The sequence below is a fragment of the Pseudomonas soli genome (assembly GCF_900110655.1).
Classification (GTDB): domain Bacteria; phylum Pseudomonadota; class Gammaproteobacteria; order Pseudomonadales; family Pseudomonadaceae; genus Aquipseudomonas; species Aquipseudomonas soli.
Genome location: NZ_FOEQ01000004.1, coordinates 307304 through 321938, shown reverse-complemented (window position 1 = coordinate 321938; position 14635 = coordinate 307304). Strand labels below are relative to the sequence as shown.

Annotated in this window: 9 protein-coding genes; 6 read left to right on the top strand and 3 right to left on the bottom strand. The window is 65.5% G+C overall.

The window, feature by feature from the left end; translation table 11 throughout:
* The first annotated feature begins 3 nt into the window (after positions 1 to 3).
* Positions 4 to 1176, top strand: a complete 1173-nt coding sequence (locus tag BMY03_RS12475) for a GNAT family N-acetyltransferase (RefSeq protein ID WP_094011224.1) — start codon at positions 4 to 6, stop codon at positions 1174 to 1176.
* Entirely contained in the window at positions 1148 to 1927 is a 780-nt protein-coding gene (locus BMY03_RS12470) for a ChbG/HpnK family deacetylase (protein ID WP_038706022.1), read from the top strand. The genes BMY03_RS12475 and BMY03_RS12470 overlap by 29 nt, the downstream gene beginning before the upstream one ends.
* Positions 1928 to 2006: 79 nt before the next feature.
* Here BMY03_RS12470 and BMY03_RS12465 read toward each other — a convergent pair whose 3' ends face one another.
* Entirely contained in the window at positions 2007 to 4250 is a 2244-nt protein-coding gene (locus tag BMY03_RS12465; RefSeq protein WP_483312746.1) for a putative bifunctional diguanylate cyclase/phosphodiesterase, read from the bottom strand.
* Positions 4251 to 4398: 148 nt separating this feature from the next.
* On the opposite strand from BMY03_RS12465, the gene BMY03_RS12460 reads away from it, so the two are divergent.
* From BMY03_RS12460 to BMY03_RS12445, 4 genes are all read left to right on the top strand, one after another.
* The gene (locus BMY03_RS12460) at positions 4399 to 7947 is read left to right on the top strand and encodes a dermonecrotic toxin domain-containing protein (RefSeq protein WP_094011223.1); all 3549 of its coding nucleotides are present in this window, start codon (positions 4399 to 4401) and stop codon (positions 7945 to 7947) included.
* A 97-nt stretch (positions 7948 to 8044) separates the two neighbouring features.
* Positions 8045 to 9664 (top strand): NADP-dependent glyceraldehyde-3-phosphate dehydrogenase, encoded by a 1620-nt coding sequence (locus tag BMY03_RS12455; RefSeq protein ID WP_094011222.1) that lies wholly within the window; start codon positions 8045 to 8047, stop codon positions 9662 to 9664.
* Between the two features lie 143 nt (positions 9665 to 9807).
* Positions 9808 to 10275 (top strand): VOC family protein, encoded by a 468-nt coding sequence (locus BMY03_RS12450; protein ID WP_038706019.1) that lies wholly within the window; start codon positions 9808 to 9810, stop codon positions 10273 to 10275.
* Positions 10276 to 10362: 87 nt separating this feature from the next.
* Positions 10363 to 11556: a hypothetical protein gene (locus tag BMY03_RS12445; RefSeq protein WP_094011221.1), complete on the top strand. Its 1194-nt coding sequence runs from the start codon at positions 10363 to 10365 to the stop codon at positions 11554 to 11556.
* Positions 11557 to 11783: 227 nt separating this feature from the next.
* Here BMY03_RS12445 and yiaY read toward each other — a convergent pair whose 3' ends face one another.
* Positions 11784 to 12932, bottom strand: a complete 1149-nt coding sequence (yiaY, locus tag BMY03_RS12440; protein WP_094011220.1) for an L-threonine dehydrogenase — start codon at positions 12930 to 12932, stop codon at positions 11784 to 11786.
* 82 nt (positions 12933 to 13014) lie between these two features.
* The gene (gene ilvA / locus BMY03_RS12435) at positions 13015 to 14577 is read right to left on the bottom strand and encodes a threonine ammonia-lyase, biosynthetic (RefSeq protein ID WP_094011219.1); all 1563 of its coding nucleotides are present in this window, start codon (positions 14575 to 14577) and stop codon (positions 13015 to 13017) included.
* Positions 14578 to 14635: the final 58 nt, after the last annotated feature.

The following is a 14635-nucleotide window of genomic DNA, read 5'->3' as shown; positions in this document are numbered from 1 at the left end:
CCCATGGGCCTGCAACTGAAATGGTGCGCCTCGCTTGGCGCCGGCGACTTTCCCGCCGCCGACTACGAGGCGCTGCGCAGGCGCCTGCCCGGCAGTACGCCTTTCAACCATCTCGGCTGGCTGCGCGCCGCCGAGGCCGCCTTGCTGCCAGGCCAATGCCTGCAGGTGCTGCTCGGCTATCAGGACGAGCGTCTGTGCCTGTGCCTGCCGCTGATACGCGCGCGCGAACCCTTCGGCCCGCTGTTCGCCCCAGTGGTGCGCCACCTGGGGTACCCACTGAGCGACCGCATTGCCCTGCTCATCGACCTGCCGGCGCTATATGCCGAGCAGGTCCTGCAGGCCATACGCAAGCGGCTACCGCATGCCTTGCTGCAATTGAGCGAGGTACCGGACAACACCGAGCACGATGGCTGGCTGCGCCAGTGGGCCGGCGCCAGCTCGACCTGGCAGCAGCGCCTGACCTGCCGGGTGCCGGTGCACCGCATCAACGAGCAGGACCGCCAGGAAGTCAGCGGCGACCCGCGCTACAAGCTGCGCCGCGCGCGCAAACGCATCAAGGCCTGCGGTGCCAGCGTGCGCCGGGTCGTCGCCACTCCCGAGAACATGGGTGAACTGCTCGACGCCATCAGCGCCGTCGAAGCGACCAGCTGGAAAGGCGACGACGAGGTCGGCATCTTCTCCGGCCCCCTGCGTCGCCCATGGATGTACAAGGCCTTCACCGCCCTGGCCGGAGAGGGCCTGGTGTGCCTGGTACTGCTGGAACTGGAGGGGCGCTGCATCAGTTACCGCCTGGGCCTGTTGGAGCGCGGCCGAATCTACGACTACAACCTAGCCTTCGTCCCCGAACACCGTGACCTGGGCAGCGGCCGCGTGCTGCTCGAGGAATGGATCCACTGGGGCCTGGACGAAGACTGGAAGTGGGTCGACGCCTCGCGGGTCAGCCTGGACAACTCCAGCCACCAGTTGCACGAGCGCATGACCGGTCAGGTCGAACAGTGGCGTCTGAGCAGCTACAGCTGGCGCCCCGACGGCGTGCTACTGGGCCTGGCGCTTCGCTGCTGGCACTGGCTCAAACCCCGCTTGCGCAGACAGCCGCCACACCCCGCAGCCGACATTGTCGCCCCCACCCCGCCACAGGAGCGCCCGGATGCCATCCCAGGTCATAGTCAACGCTGACGATTTCGGCCTCAGCGCCCACACCAACGCAGTCATCCTTCATGCCTTCCAGGCCGGGCTGATCAGCTCTGCCACCGCCATGGCCAACATGCCGGCCTTCGCTAGCGCCTGCTCGCTGGCCCAGCAACCAACGCTCAAAGGACGCGTGGGATTGCACTTCAACCTCACCTATGGCCGCCCGCTGAGCAAGGCGATCCTCGCCGAGCCGCGCCTGTGCACGCCCCATGGCGAATTCGACCTGCGCCTTAAACAACGCACCCTGCGCTTGTCGCGACGCGAGCGGGCCGCCGTGCAAGCAGAGCTGCAGGCCCAGTGGCAACACTGCCTTGACCATGGCCTGATGCCCAGCCACCTGGATTCCCACCAACACGTGCACAACATCTGGCCGGTGGGCGTCATTGTCGCCCGTTTCGCCCGCGCCCAAGGGGTTCCGATCCGGCTGGCGCGCAATGTGGGGCACAACATCGGGCCGGCCAAGCGCCTGTTCAAGAGCCTGCTCAACCGCCGCCTGCGCCAGCTCGCCGGGAGCACCGCCGATTTCGTCTGCACCCCGGCCGACCTCAAGGCCGGATTGGCCCCCTCGCACGGCGTGCTGGAGGTCGTAGCCCATCCCAGCGCGCTGGGCGGGCACGACTTCGGTGATGCCTACCTGGCCAGCGGCGAATCGCTGCTGGCGTTGGTCGAGCAGCGCCTGGGGCAAGTGCCGCGGGTGGGCTATGCGAGCCTGGGCATGCAGGAGGAGATGAGTTGATGGCCGCCGGGTGTCCGACGTCAGAAGTGCTGCGCCTGTGAAACCGAGCGGCAAACCTGTGTCGACGGAAACCCTATCGCTACCGCCCCGGCGGCCGATGCCGGCGCTCGTGGTTCTCGGCCAGCCAACCGCGCAACGCCTCGGCCGGCATCGGCCGCCCGAGCAGGAAACCCTGCCCCTGGTCGCAACCGGCGTGGCGCAGGAAGTCGTACTGCTCTTGGGTCTCGATGCCTTCGGCGGTGATGCGAAACCCCAGGGCATGCCCGAGATCGATGATCGCCCGGGCGATGGCCACCGCGTCGTCGTCCCCGGGCAGGTCCTTGATGAAGGCGCGGTCGATCTTCAGGTGGTCGATTGGCAGCGCGCGCAGGTAGGCCAGTGACGAATAGCCGGTACCGAAGTCGTCCACCGCCGTTGCCACGCCCATGGCCTGCAGCTGCGCCAGCACCGCGCAAGCCTGTTGCTGGCTCTCCATCAACAGGCTCTCGGTGATTTCCACTTCCAGCAGGTTGGCTGGCAGACCATGGCGCTCCAGCGCCGAGGCGAGGCTGGTCACATAGTCGCTGCGCTCGATCTGCAGGGCCGCAACGTTGATCGCCAGCGGCCCGGGCAAGCCGTCATCGGCACGCCATTCGGCCAACTGGGCGCAGGCAAGCTCCAGCACGCGCTCTCCGAGAGGGATGATCAGGCCGGTGCGCTCAGCCAGGGGAATGAACGCCCCGGGCGAGACCAGGCCATGCTCCGGGTCGCGCCAACGCAACAGGGCCTCGACGCCTTCTAGCTGCCCGCTGAACAGATCGACCTTGGGCTGATACCACAGCTCGAACTCGTTGTGCTCCAGCGCCCGGCGCAGATTGCGCTCCAGCTCCAGACGCTGCTGCAGGCGCTCGGTCATGTCCGGGTGATAAGGCCGCCAGGCATCGCGGCCGGCTTCCTTGGCGGCGTACATGGCCGTGTCGGCATGGCGCAACAAGCTATCGGCGTCCTCGCCATGTTGCGGGCACCAGGCCAGACCGATGCTGCCGGTGACCAAGGCGGCGTTGCCATTGAGGTCGAATGGCCGCTGCAGGCACCGCAGCAAGGCGCGAACCTGCTGGTTCACCTGCCCCTGGGCACCTTGCAGCATGAACACGAACTCGTCGCCGCCCAGGCGGCAGAGCCGGTCCTGGCTGTCCAGTTCCTGGAGGAAGCGCGCGGTCGCCTGCTGCAACAGCAGGTCGCCCATCGGGTGCCCCAGGCTATCGTTGACCTGCTTGAATCCGTCGATGTCGAGCATCAGCACCGCCAGGCCATGGCCCTGCAGGATGGCTGTGCTGAGTTGCTGCTGAAACAGGATGCGATTGGGCAGCCCGGTGATGGTGTCGTAGTGGGCCAGGCGTTCAAGCTGGGCCTGGTAGCGGTGCAGCTCGCGGTTACGTTGTTCGAGCAGCCGCTGCTTGCGATTGAGCTGCGCGACGAACAGGCTGAACACACCTGTGCAGCCCAAGGCGAACAAGAACAGCGGCGAGCCGAACAAGTCCAGACCCGACCAGCCACCGCGTGGCGCGGCGACCAGTTGCCAGAGCCCACCCGGCACCTCCACCGTCGTTTTCACCTGCGGGTCGTCGAACAGCCGTGAATCGCCCCAGATCAGCGTACCTTCGGCGCCCTTGCCGTCGCCTCCGCGCACGGCCAGCTCGAACTCGGTATCCGGGCGCAATCCGGCGGTAAGCAGCAAACGGTCGATATCGGCAACGATCGACACATTGCCCCAGTAGAACCGCACACCCCGTTTGCCGGTGACGAACACCGGCCGTCGGTAGATCAGCACCCGCCCGCCCTGATACAGCTGCAGCGGCCCGGCCAGCACCGGATGGGCTTGGTCGCGGGCCGCGCGCAGCAGGGGAAACTGGTCCGGCAGCTGACGGTAGTCCAGCCCAATCAGCCGCTCGTTGCCGGACAACGGGTAGACGTCGCTGATCACATCTCCCGGCGCCAGCGCGATATGGCGCATGTAGCGCACCGACTGCAAGGCATCGCGGGCCATTCCATGAAAGTGCGCGGGGCTGATGCCGCCGTCGGCACTGATCAGTTGGGCGATACCTTCAGCCTCGCCGAACGCCGCGCCCAACTGTGCCTCCAACGCACCGCGCATCCCCGCCAGGTGGGCCGCAAGGTTGCCCAGTTGCTCACTGCGTTCGCGCTGCGCGTCAAGGTGGCCCAGGGCGACCGACAGGCCAATGCCCACCAGCGCCAGGCCGACCGGCAGCAGGCGGTTTAGCGTGCGACGCAAGGTTCCGGATGGAAGGTGCGTCGGTTCAGAAGGGTTCTGGGGAATGGTCATAGGCAGGCGATGGCAGTCGATTTAGGGGTTATCGGCGTTGCGCGGCCATTATTGAGCCCCGTTTTGCCAGGCCGCGGTCCGGGATGCATATGCACCACCGACGCTGGCACCGCGACAGCTTTGATGTGCGTTTTGCGAGGAGCCGAACATGACAGTGGATACCCCCAACCCGCACCAGCACATCCTTGAGCGCCGCCTGCCGGCCTGGACACGGAAGGCCACGCCGGAACACTGGCAGCGGCTGCACGAAAGCATCCTGCCTTCCCAGGGCCTGCCCGACAGCGAGGCGGCCTGGTTCGCCAACGCCGCGCCGCATCTGCGCGAAGCAGTCGAGGTCAGCCAGGCTAGCCTGATGCGCAGCCAACGCACATTAGCCAGGCATCTGCGGGGTTTGCAGAACATCACCGAATTCGCCGAACCTCTGCTCACCGAACGCCTGCGCATGCAGCACGGCTTGATCACGCCGCTGCGCAGTACATCACTGATCGTGGTCAAGCGACTCTATACCTTCCAGGTCTATACCACGCGCCACGAACACCGTGGCCTGCTGCAGGCCGCCCTGCAGAACTTCGCTGAAACCTTCACCTTTGATCGCCACAGCGCGCTGGCCCTGGAAGGCGATTGGCAAGTGCGCGAGGGCCTCGTCACCGGTAAGACCACGCTGGGCGACAGCGACACCGAAGTCGATATCGAGTTGCCCAGCGAACAGGTCCGGATCAAGCCGCTTGCCCTGTCACCAGCGGCCTTTGCCACCACCTGCCGTGAACTGGATATCGGCCAGCGTTACCAGGCCCATCTCGATGCCTTGTTCACGCCCCCGCCCGTTCACCAGGCGGCGGGCGCCGTTCATAAGGCCCGCCTGCGCCTGGCGGCAGACTTGGCGCGCCTACGCAATCAGCTGGACGGTAAAGGTTGGGACGCGGTACAGGCGTTGCTCGACGATGGGAAGGCGCTGGCCTGCAGTCAACTGAGCCTGCTCGGCATCACCCTGCACGAGGCAATCCTGATCGATGCCGGTACAGCGGGCATGCTGCTCTTTCTACCGGGTCACGTCGACAGCCTGCGCGGCTTCGACAACCTCGATGCCTTGCACCGGCAACTGCACAGCGAACTGCAGCAGCCGTCGTTTCGCCAAGGCTTCATGGACTATGTGCCCCGCGAGGCGCAAGGCCCCTTTGCCAGCCGGCTGCGACAGAATGCCGGGGGCGACCTGCACATGCGCCGCGTACCGATCAATGCCAACCTGTATGAGTTTCTTCACGATGATCACGTGTCACGCTTGAAGCACGAAGCCCTGCAAGTGGCAGTGCCCACCGCACTGGCCGACGAGCAGGCCCGCAAAGCGCGCGAGGCACTCTGGGACAGCGCCGGCCTCGACATGCTGATGATCGCCGGCCTGTTCGTCCCCATGCTGGGTACGATCATGACCGCAGTGGTGGCCTATCAACTGCTGGATGAAGCCTACGAAGGCTATGAGGCATGGCAGGTCGGTGACCGGGAACAAGCCTTCGGCCATCTCAAGTCGGTAGCCCTCAACCTGGCGGTGATCGGCGGGCTGCACATGACGGGCAAAGCGCTGAGCCGCCTGGCAACCAGCCCGTTGCTGGAGAGCCTTGACCCGGTCATGCTCGAAGACGGCAGCCAACGCCTGTGGCGACCCGACCTGACCCACTACCGCAGTGCGGTGGTGCTGCCGGCGGAACTCGAAGCCAATGCACAGGGGCAGTTCCTGCACCAGGGCCGGCACTTCATGCGCATGGATGGACACCTCTACGAGCAGCGCCTGGATATTCGCCAGGCACAATGGCGCATCGTGCACCCCGAAGACGGCGCCGCCTTCCAGCCGCCCCTCAAGCACAATGGCGCCGGCGCCTGGCGCGGCAGCCATGAGCAACCCCGCGACTGGGCGCTGGCGACCTTGGTCCGGCGCCTGGACAGCCGCCTGCAACACTTACCGGACGCGGCGCTCGAAGGCGCTGCCAGGGCCAATGGCCTGAACACCGCAGCTCTACGCCAGTTGCACCTGGCAAACAACCCACCCCCCACCGCACTGCGCGCGACACTCGAACGCCTGCCCCATGCCAAGGCCAGTGAAGGCGTCGAGCAAGCCGCACTGGAAGGCCTGCACATTCCCGAGCTGGCCAACGTGCACAGTGAGCGTTTGATCGTGATGGCCATGGCCGATCTACCGGGCTGGCCCACCGAACTGCGCCTCGAGCTACGCGCGGCGTCCCCCGCAGGGCCTGTGCTGCTTAGCGCCGGAGCCGAAAATGCCAGCCGTACCTGCATTGTGCTCAAGACAGGTGACGGTTACGAAGCCTACCTGGGCGAGCGCCCTGTCGCGCTCAGGCAAGACACCGATTTGTGTCGAGCGATCTTGCAAGCGTTGTCTTCGGTTGACCGCCAGGCCCTGGGCATGGCCGCCAGCGGAGTCGATGAACTGCGCCGACGGATTCACCGCCTGGTCCTGGCCGAGCCCGCCGCGGCCAGACGCCTGCTGGGCAGTCATTTGCCTGGATGGGGCAAGCGCGGCCGGTTACCTGGCGGCATGGAGGAGCCAGCGCTTGAGCCCCCCCGCATCGAAGTCGGCGCGCTCTTTCGCCGCTACCGACAGCTGTACCCTGAGGCCGCGGACTACCAGGTCAACGAACAGTTGAGCCAGTGGCTCGAGGCCGGCCTGAGTCCGGAACGGCAACTTGGAGATTTAGAACAACAGTTGCGGGAGTTCCGTGACCAGATGCGCGATTGGGCCGGCAATGACCCATTGCGCCATGCCGCCGGGCGAAGGTTGGTCAGCAACTGGCAGCGCATGACGGAGTTTTCCCAAGAGGAACGGCTTGCCATTCACCAGATCAGCCTGGTCGACCTGGCACTGACCAACGAGGACTTGGCGGCCCTGGCATTGCCAGACCGTTTTACCCATATCGAGCGAGTCGACCTGGGCGCGAACCCCGGCTTGAGCCAATTGCCTGCCGAGTTTCTGGAACGGTTCCCAAGGTTGCAACGCATGCATCTGGTCGGTTGCGGTTTCGAGCAGTTGCCAGCAATTGCCGTGCCGCAGACATTGGAGTGGCTCGACATGCAGGGTAACAACCTGGTCTGGAACGACGCGAACCAAGCCGCTCTGGATCGTCTTGGCGCGCTTCGAATGCTGGACTTGTCGCACAACCCGCTGGCCCGCAGCCCCGACCTCAACCGCCTGCGCGAACTGGATGTGCTCAACCTCAACAGTTGCGAACTCGTCGATTGGCCCAACGGTATTCGTAGCGATGAAGATTGGCGACCCGTCGTCTTCGACCTGCGAGACAACCGCTTCGCCAGCTTGCCGCAGGATCTTCAGCTATCGAGGGTGGCGGCCCAGAACCTGTGGCTGGAAAGCCCCGACCTCAGCGAGCGGGTCAGCCAGCAGATCCAGGCCTATTACGTACAGCATGGTATCGACTTGCTGGTTGCCGACGCCGACTACGAGGAAATGCTGGAGCATACCGATGCCGGCGACTGGACCATCTGGAACGCACTGCCGCTGCAATACCGGCGCGAGCTACGTGGACTGCAGGATCAGCCGGACTATGATCAAGCCCGATTGTGGCAGCGGCTGCGCACTTTTGCAGATCCGCGAGTCATGGATTATGGCCTGGCGATCGGTGCCATGAGGCTGCTGGAGGCCGAGACGTTCCCGCCGCCGTTCGAGGAATGATCGGCAACGACGGCTCCAGGCTGGTAATTTGATGATGGTCGGCGCATGCTCGCAAGCTGAAGCGTTTCATCATCCGGATTTGAGAGGTGCATTACCCATGGACCGTCTGCTCGACTCGCTGTTCCCCACCCTCGAGGATATCCCCGAAGCCTGGCGCCTTGGCTCGCCCCTGGAGCAACGTGACTATCTGGTCAACGGTGAGCTGCGGCACTGGGACGGCCCCTTGGCCACCGTGCGCAGCCCGGTCTGGCTCAAGGAAGGCGGCAGTGAGCGCCAGGTCATCCTCGGCAGCGCCCCCCTGCTCGACGCCGAAACGGCGCTCACCGCCCTCGACGCGGCCGTGGCCGCCTACGACAAGGGCCGCGGTGCCTGGCCGAACATGCGCGTGGCCGAGCGTATCGGGCATGTCGAAACCTTCCTGGCGCGCATGCGCGAGCAGCGCACGGCGGTGGTCAAACTGCTTATGTGGGAGATCGGCAAGAACCTCAAGGATTCGGAGAAGGAGTTCGACCGCACCTGCGACTACATCGTCGACACCATCGAGGCGCTCAAGGACCTCGACCGTCGCTCCAGCCGCTTCGAGCTCGAACAGGGCACCCTTGGCCAGATCCGCCGCGCCCCGCTGGGCGTGGCGCTGTGCATGGGCCCGTACAACTACCCGCTCAACGAAACCTTCACCACGCTGATCCCGGCGCTGATCATGGGCAACACCGTGGTGTTCAAGCCGGCCAAGTTCGGCGTGCTGCTGATCCGCCCATTGCTCGAAGCCTTCCGTGACAGCTTCCCGCCCGGGGTGATCAACGTCATCTACGGGCGCGGCCGCGAGACCGTCAGTGCGCTGATGGCCAGCGGCAAGGTCGACGTGTTCGCTTTCATCGGCACCCACAAGGCCGCCAGCGACTTGAAGAAGCTCCACCCACGCCCGCACCGCCTGCGCGCGGCGCTGGGCCTGGACGCCAAGAACCCCGGCATCGTCCTGCCCCAGGTCGACCTCGACAACGCCGTCGAAGAGGCCGTCACCGGCGCCCTGTCGTTCAACGGCCAGCGTTGCACCGCGTTGAAGATCCTGTTCGTCCACGAGGACGTGGTCGAGGCATTCCTCGACAAGTTTCAGCGCAAGCTCGCCGCGCTCAAGCCCGGCATGCCCTGGGAGCCCGACGTGGCGCTGACGCCGCTGCCGGAACCCGGCAAGCTCGACTACCTCGACAGCCTGGTGGCCGATGCCACCGCCAAGGGTGCCAGGGTGCTCAATGAAGGGGGTGGGCAAAGCCGAGGCTCGTTCTTCTACCCCGCCCTGCTCTACCCTGTCAGCCAGGACATGCGCGTCTACCACGAGGAGCAGTTCGGCCCGCTGGTACCAGTGGTGCCCTACCGTGACCTGCAGACTGTGATCGACTACGTGCTCGACTCCGACTACGGCCAGCAGCTAAGCCTGTTCGGCAACGACCCGCAGACCATCGGCGCGCTGGTCGATACCTTCGCCAACCAGGTCGGCCGGATCAACCTCAACGCCCAGTGCCAGCGTGGGCCGGATACCTATCCGTTCAACGGCCGCAAGAACAGCGCCGAAGGGACCTTGTCGGTGCATGACGCATTGCGCGTGTTCTCCATTCGCACCTTGGTCGCTACCAAGTTCCAGCAAGCGAACAAGGAGTTGATCAGCGAGATTATCCGCAACCGGCAGTCGAGCTTCCTGACCACCGACTACATCTTCTGAACAATTCGCCTGATCGGGGGTGCTGCGCAGCCCATTGTTTTTATAGAGAATCGATATAAAGCAAGTGTCGATTTTCCAGGCTCATGAGCGACTCTAATCACCACGGCGTTGCAACCCACCCCACGTGAAAGGAGATTACGCAAATGGCAGCCAAGCCCATCCCCGAAGGCCAGCACAGCCTGACCCCGTATCTCGGCATCAAGGACGCCGCCAAGGCCATCGAGTTCTACAAGAAGGCCTTTGGCGCCGTCGAGATGTTCCGCCTCGAAGGCCCTGACGGCAGCATAGGCCATGCCGAGTTGAAAATCGGCGACTCCTCGCTGATGCTCGGCTCGCCCTGCGACATGGAGGGCGGCCTCAAGCCCAGCGAGACCATCGAGACTCCCGCAGTCGGTCTGCACCTGTATGTCGAGGACTGCGACAAAGTCTATGCCCAGGCCTTGAGCGCTGGCGCGATAGCAATACGTGAAGTCCAGGACCAGTTCTACGGCGACCGCAGCGGCACCCTGAAGGATCCGTTCAACAACATGTGGTTCGTCTCCACCCACAAGGAAGACCTCAGCCCCGAGGAAATCCGTGCCCGTGCCGCCAAACTGTTCGGCGGCCAGTGAGCGGCGGGCTCCAGGCCGCAAGCTTCAAGTTGAAAGCCGCCGCGCTTTGCTTGAAGCTTGAGGCTTGTAGCTTGGAGCTGCCCCTCAATGCGAATCATCGAAAAATCCGGCGCCCTGGTGCGCAGCCTGACCCCGGCAGAGGACGAACTGCTGGTGGACTTTGCCCGTGGCACCCTCACCGGCCCGCGCCTGTTGCAGGCTAACCAATGGCTGATGAAGATACGCAGCGCCAACCAATGGCTGGCCTGCGACTGCCGCAAGGATGCCCTGCCGGTGCTCAACGTCTCGTTGAACGGCAGCACCGGCACCCTGTTCCTGCGCAACAACCCCGAAACTCCCGAGCACACCCCAGGCTGCCCGTTCAGCAAGGATGAGCGTGAGGCCGGCGAACGCGCCGATGAAAACGCCGCCCCGGCCGCCTGGCTGGCGCCGGATGCGCCACTGCGCCTGCTCGGCGACTATCGCCGCGCCAGTGACGGCGAGGCACCCGCAACGCCGCGCGAGCCCGGCGAGCGCCGCGAACAGCAGCGCCTGCTGTCGCTGCTGCTGACCTGGATCGAGGCCAGCGGCCTGAACGTCTACGCCACCCACCTAAAAAAGGACCTCACCGCGCAGTTCGCCGACCTGCGCACTGTCGCCAGCCGCTACCCGCTGCTGGAGCGGGTGCCCGCCAGCAACTACCTGGAAACCCGCCTGGACATGAAGCACATGATGATGCTCAAGGCGCGCCTGCGCGAGGCCACGGTGTTCGGCAACCACCGTCGGCACGGCCTGCTGCTCGACTGCGTGGACCAAGTCAAGGGGCGCAAGTTGTTCAACAACCGCAGCGAGGATGGCTTCGACTTCCAGGGCCACCACCAGTACTGGGGCGGTAACCGCGCCAGCGGGCCACTGCTGGCCCTTGCGCTGTACTCTCCGGCCACCGCCGGCAGCCATTTCTACGAATTGATCCACGTCGCCAGCGTGCCGGTGCTATCGCGCGGGCATCTGTTCCCGGTGTACCGCGATGAAGAACGCGAGCCGCTCAAGGCGCTGGTGTCGCTGATCGACTGGATGGCCGGCAAGGGCGTCAAGGTGCTGATGCGCCGCCCGGTGATCGGCGGCCAGGTGATGGATGAACTGGTGCTGACGTCGGACCAGGACCGGGTACTGTCGGTGTCGCTGCTGGAGCAGCCGATCGGGCCCGAGCCGGATGCCGAGAATTTCAAGCGCTATGCCGACTTCAAGAGCCTGGACACCTTCCGCAAGTATGTGGCCGGGTTCTTCATGCGCGAACGCTGAAGGGAAGTCTCACAAGAGCCAGCCCTCGCGGCCCTTGTGGGAGCGGGCCTGCCCCGCGATGACTCGACCAGGCCAGGCTCTGTGCGAAATGCATCTGCACTCGCCCATACTGCATTGAAACGGGGCTCGGAATGCTCATGTACTCCAGTACAGTCGGGCGCGACCCCGGCCGTTCCTCCCCCGTTTCGCCTTGTCTGGCCTTCGCGCAGACACATTTCGTACAGACCCTAGAACGCCGCCTTGAAGATCGTTTCGATCTCCACCTGGCTGGCCACCCGTGGATTGGTCAGCCCGCAGGCATCCTTCAACGCATTGGCCGCCAGCACCGGTACATCCTCGACCTTGGCCCCCAGTTCCGCCAGCCCGGCCGGGATGCCGATGGCCGCCGCCAGGTGCTCGATGGCCGAAATCGCAGCGCCGGCCCCCTGCTCGGCGTCCAGCGCGCAGACCTTCACCCCCATGGCCTTGGCCACATCACGCAGGCGCGCGGCGCTGACCTTGGCATTGAAGCGCTGCACATGGGGCAGCAGCACCGCGTTGCACACGCCATGGGGCAAGTCGTAGAAGCCACCCAGCTGGTGGGCCATGGCATGTACATAGCCCAGCGAGGCATTGTTGAACGCCATGCCCGCGAGGAACTGGGCGTAGGCCATGTTCTCCCGCGCCACCAGGTCACCGCCGTCGGCAACCGCCTGGCGCAGGTTGGCACTGACCAGACTGATGGCCTTCAGCGCGCAGGCATCGGTGATCGGCGTGGCGGCGGTGGACACATAGGCCTCGATGGCGTGGGTCAAGGCATCCATGCCCGTGGCCGCGGTGAGCCCCTTGGGCATGCCGACCATCAGCGCCGGATCGTTCACCGACAGGATCGGCGTGACGTTGCGGTCGACGATGGCCATTTTCACGTGGCGCGCCTCGTCGGTGATGATGCAGAAGCGAGTCATCTCGCTGGCGGTGCCCGCCGTGGTGTTGATCGCGATCAGCGGCAGCTGCGGCTTGCTCGAGCGGTCAACGCCCTCGTAGTCGCTGATATGCCCGCCGTTGGTGGCGCACAGCGCGATGCCCTTGGCGCAGTCGTGGGGCGAGCCACCGCCCAGGGAGATCACGCAGTCGCAGCCCTCGCGACGCAGCATCGCCAGGCCCGTCTCGACGTTGGCGATGCTCGGGTTGGGCTTGGCGCCGTCGAAGACCCGCGAATCGATGTCGCGCATGGCCAGCATGCCGGCTATGCGCTCGGCCACACCGGCCTTGGCCAGCCCGACGTCGGTGACGATCAGCGCCTTGCGCAGGCCGTAGCCGGCAATCGCCGCCATCGCCTCTTCCAGGCAGTCGATGCCCATGATGTTTACGGCGGGGATGAAGAACGTTCTGCTCATGGCCGGGGTCCTCTCAGGCTGACGGTAGGTTGTCAGCATCCGCCGGAATGGACAGGTGGGCATTGATCCAGCGCAAGCCGGCCTACCCCATGAACAACCGATACGCCGGGTTCTCCGTCTCGTCCCAGTACTGGTACCCCATCTCGTCCAGTGCCCGTGGCAGCCCGGCCAGCTCGTCCTCGGGCACTTCCAGCCCGGCGAACACCCGCGCTTGTGCCGCGCCGTGGTTGCGGTAGTGGAACAGGCTGATGTTCCAGCGCTTGCCCAAGCGTTCGAGGAACCCCAGCAATGCGCCCGGGCGCTCGGGGAACTCGAAGCGCAGCACGCGCTCGCCGGCGCCGGGTGCCGCGTGGCCGCCGACGGTGTGGCGCACATGCAGCTTGGCCAGTTCGTTGTCGGTCAGGTCGAGCACCTGGTAGCCCTGTTCGCCCAGGCTGGCCAGCAACTGTTGCCGCGGATCCTGCTGCGGGTGGGTCTGCACGCCGACGAACAGGCGCGCCTCCTTGCCAGGGTAGTAGCGATAGTTGAACTCGGTGATCTGGCGCTTGCCCAGGGCCAGGCAGAACGCGCGGAAACTGCCGGGACGCTCGGGGATGGTCACGGCGATGATCGCCTCGCGCTGCTCGCCCAGTTCGGCGCGCTCGGCCACGTGGCGCAGGCGGTCGAAGTTGACGTTAGCGCCCGAGTCGATGGCCACCAGGGTCTGCCCTTGCAGCCCTTCGCGCGCCACGTAGCGCTTGATACCGGCCACTGCCAGGGCCCCGGAAGGCTCGGTGATCGAGCGGGTGTCGTCGTAGATGTCCTTGATCGCGGCACACAGTTCATCGCTGCCGACCGTCACCACCTCGTCGACGAAGTGGCGACACAGCTCGAAGCAGTGCGCCCCCACCTGCGCCACCGCCACCCCGTCGGCAAAGGTGCCGACCTGCGGCAGGACCACCCGCTCGCCTGCGGCCATTGCGGCCTGCAGGCAGTTGGAGTCTTGCGGTTCGACGCCGATCACCTTGACCTCCGGGCGCAGGTACTTGACGTAGGCGGCGATCCCGGCGACCAGGCCACCGCCGCCGACGGGGACGAAGATCGCATGCAACGGGCCCGGGTGCTGGCGCAGGATCTCCATGGCCACGGTACCCTGGCCGGCGATGACGTCGGGATCGTCGAACGGCGGTACGAAGGTGGCGCCGTCGCGATCGGCCAGTTGCAGGGCATGGGCCAATGCGTGCGGGAAGCTCTCGCCGTGCAGCACCACATGGCCACCCCGTGAGCGCACGCCTTCGACCTTGAGCGAAGGGGTGGTGGTCGGCATGACGATGGTGGCCTTGATGCCCAGGTGCGACGCGGCCAGGGCCACACCCTGGGCATGGTTGCCGGCCGAAGCGGTGATCACGCCGCGGGCGCGCTGTTCGGGAGTCAGCCGTGACAGACGGGTGTAGGCGCCGCGGATCTTGAAGGAGAACGTCGGTTGCAGGTCTTCGCGCTTGAGCAGGACCTGGTTGCCCAGGCTGGCCGACAGGGCCGGCGCCGCTTGCAAGGGGGTTTCGATGGCCAGGTCGTAGACCGGCGCCGAGAGAATCCGGCGCACTTGCTCGGACAGCAGTTGCCGGGGGGTTGCCGGGGTGCGAGGGGTGGCGCTGAAACTGGTCATCGATGACTCCTGGTTTTTTTGTCGTGCCCAGGAGTCAGAGAGAAGAAACCCGCCTCCA

Excerpts from the sequence above, each read along its gene's own strand:
- BMY03_RS12475 (WP_094011224.1), top strand. The coding sequence starts at position 4 with ATGGGCCTGCAACTGAAATGGTGCGCCTCGCTTGGCGCCGGCGACTTT.
- BMY03_RS12470 (WP_038706022.1), top strand. The coding sequence starts at position 1,148 with ATGCCATCCCAGGTCATAGTCAACGCTGACGATTTCGGCCTCAGCGCC.
- BMY03_RS12465 (WP_483312746.1), bottom strand. The coding sequence starts at position 4,250 with ATGACCATTCCCCAGAACCCTTCTGAACCGACGCACCTTCCATCCGGA.
- BMY03_RS12460 (WP_094011223.1), top strand. The coding sequence starts at position 4,399 with ATGACAGTGGATACCCCCAACCCGCACCAGCACATCCTTGAGCGCCGC.
- BMY03_RS12455 (WP_094011222.1), top strand. The coding sequence starts at position 8,045 with ATGGACCGTCTGCTCGACTCGCTGTTCCCCACCCTCGAGGATATCCCC.
- BMY03_RS12450 (WP_038706019.1), top strand. The coding sequence starts at position 9,808 with ATGGCAGCCAAGCCCATCCCCGAAGGCCAGCACAGCCTGACCCCGTAT.
- BMY03_RS12445 (WP_094011221.1), top strand. The coding sequence starts at position 10,363 with ATGCGAATCATCGAAAAATCCGGCGCCCTGGTGCGCAGCCTGACCCCG.
- yiaY (WP_094011220.1), bottom strand. The coding sequence starts at position 12,932 with ATGAGCAGAACGTTCTTCATCCCCGCCGTAAACATCATGGGCATCGAC.
- ilvA (WP_094011219.1), bottom strand. The coding sequence starts at position 14,577 with ATGACCAGTTTCAGCGCCACCCCTCGCACCCCGGCAACCCCCCGGCAA.